A 2871-nucleotide genomic window follows, 5' to 3' on the forward strand; every position below is an offset into this window, starting at 1 on the left:
GGCAACGAGTTCATTGACATATTGCGAAGTAGAAGAGAAGAAGAATAAAGTCGCGCAAGCGAATTAAGGGCGCATGGGGGATACCTAGGCTCTCAGAGGCGATGAAGGACGTGATAAGCTGCGAAAAGCTATGGGGAGCAGCACATATGCATTGATCCATAGATATCCGAATGGGGCAACCCAGTCAGGTGAAGCCTGATTACCCTACGGGGGGCAAACGCGGGGAACTGAAACATCTAAGTACCCGCAGGAGAAGAAAACAATAGTGATTCCGTAAGTAGTGGCGAGCGAACACGGAACAGCCCAAACCACCCTGGTTAAGGCCAGAGTGGGGTTGTAGGGCCCACCAAGTGGTTAAATAGCGAACTGGAATGGCATGGGAAGGCCAATCGCAGAGGGTGAGAATCCCGTACAGGCAGCGAGTTTAATTGAGTGGGTACCCTGAGTAGGTGGGGACCGGTGAAATCCCCTCTGAATCCGGCGGCACCATCCGCCAAGGCTAAATACTCCTGAGAGACCGATAGTGAACGAGTACCGTGAGGGAAAGGTGAAAAGTACCGCGAGCAGCGGGGTGAAATAGAACTTGAAACCATGCGCTTACAAGCGGTCGGAGCCTACGGGTGACGGCGTGCCTTTTGCATAATGAGCCTACGAGTTACGGTTACTGGCAAGGTTAATGTTTGAAGAACAGGAGCCGAAGCGAAAGCGAGTCTGAATAGGGCGATTAGTCAGTGGCCGTAGACGCGAAACTTTGTGATCTACCCTTGGTCAGGTTGAAGCGCTGGTAACACATCGTGGAGGACCGAACCGGTAAACGTTGAAAAGTTTTCGGATGAACTGAGGGTAGGGGTGAAAGGCCAATCAAACTGAGAAATAGCTCGTACTCCCCGAAATGTTTTTAGGAACAGCGTTGTGGTTGAGTCATGTTCAGGTAGAGCTACTGATAGGACTAGGGGGAGTCAAATCCTACCAAATTCTGACAAACTCCGAATGGGGCATGATATACACGGCAGTGAGGGCTGGGGTGCTAAGGTCCCAGTCCGAGAGGGGAACAACCCAGAGCATCAGCTAAGGTCCCAAAATATATGCTAAGTTGAACTAAGGGGGTCCGACTGCAGAGACAGCCAGGATGTTAGCTTGGAAGCAGCTATACATTTAAAGAGTGCGTAACAGCTCACTGGTCGAGCGGGGCGGGCATCGATAATAAACGGGCATCAAGCATATTACCGAAGCTATGCGATAGTAGTAATACTGATCGGTAGGGGAGCATTCTCACAGGGGTGAAGGTTCGGCGTGAGCCGGGCTGGACTGGTGAGAAAAGCAAATGTAGGCATAAGTAACGATAATGCGGATGAGAAATCCGCACACCGAAAGACTAAGGATTCCTCCGCTATGCTAATCAACGGAGGGTTAGGCGGGGCCTAAGGGATAGCCGACAGGCGACCCCCGATGGACAGCAGGTTAATATTCCTGCCCCTGCATGCAGTGTGAAAAAGTGACGGAGCGACGTGGATGGTACGTACTGACGGAATAGTGCGTTGAGCCGAGCCTACGGGCAAAGCGAACCATCGAAGACGCTTCCAAGAAAAGCTTTTGAAACATCAGCTGTATGCAGCCCGTACCGTAAACCGACACAGGTAGTCGAGAAGAATATTCTAAGGTGCTCGAGTGAATCACGGCTAAGGAACTCGGCAAATTAACCCTGTAACTTCGGGAGAAGGGGAGCCTCCTCTGCAAAGAGAGGCCGCAGAGAAATGGCCCAGGCGACTGTTTAGCAAAAACACAGGGCTCTGCCAAAACGAAAGTTGACGTATAGGGCCTGACACCTGCCCGGTGCTGGAAGGTTAAGAGGGGATGTCATCGCAAGAGAAGCATTGAATCGAAGCCCCAGTAAACGGCGGCCGTAACTATAACGGTCCTAAGGTAGCGAAATTCCTTGTCGGGTAAGTTCCGACCTGCACGAATGGTGTAACGATCTGGGCACTGTCTCGGCCGTGAGCTCGGTGAAATTGTAGTAGCGGTGAAGATGCCGCTTACCCGCCACGGGACGGAAAGACCCCGTGCACCTTTACTATAGCTTTGCATTGTTTTCGGGTCAGGGATGTGTAGGATAGGTGGGAGGCTGTGAGTGGGCGTCGCCAGGCGTTCAGGAGCCAACGTTGAAATACCACCCTTCGCTGGCCTGGGATCTAACTTGACAATGTCAAGGACCGTGCATGGTGGGTAGTTTGACTGGGGTGGTCGCCTCCAAAAGTGTAACGGAGGCTTCCAAAGGTCTGCTCAACACGCTTGGTAACCGTGTGTGGAGTGCAATAGTACAAGCAGGCTTGACTGCGAGACCGACGGGTCGAGCAGGTGGGAAACCAGGGTATAGTGATCCGGTGGTTCTGTATGGAAGGGCCATCGCTCAAAGGATAAAAGGTACGCCGGGGATAACAGGCTGATCTCCCCCAAGAGCTCACATCGACGGGGAGGTTTGGCACCTCGATGTCGGCTCGTCACATCCTGGGGCTGGAGAAGGTCCCAAGGGTTCGGCTGTTCGCCGATTAAAGTGGCACGCGAGCTGGGTTCAGAACGTCGTGAGACAGTTCGGTCCCTATCTGTGGTGGGCGTAGGAAGATTGACGGGGGCTGCCTTTAGTACGAGAGGACCGAGGTGGACCCACCGCTGGTGAGCCGGTTGTTACGCCAGTAGCATGGCCGGGTAGCTATGTGGGGAATAGATAAGCGCTGAAAGCATCTAAGTGCGAAACTAGCCCGAAGATGAATCTTCCACATAAGGGTCGTTGTAGACTACGACGTTGATAGGCTGCAGGTATACGTGTCGAAATACACTCAGCTGAGCAGTACTAATTACCCAACAGCTTGCACA

At 52.7% G+C, this 2871-nt stretch carries 1 rRNA gene; it reads left to right on the top strand.

Going from position 1 to position 2871, the window contains the following annotated elements:
- Nucleotides 1–52: 52 nt before the first annotated feature.
- Nucleotides 53–2871, top strand: a 23S ribosomal RNA gene (locus BMW93_RS35010).

This window comes from Dyadobacter sp. SG02 (assembly GCF_900109045.1).
In the GTDB taxonomy this organism is placed as follows: Bacteria; Bacteroidota; Bacteroidia; order Cytophagales; family Spirosomataceae; genus Dyadobacter.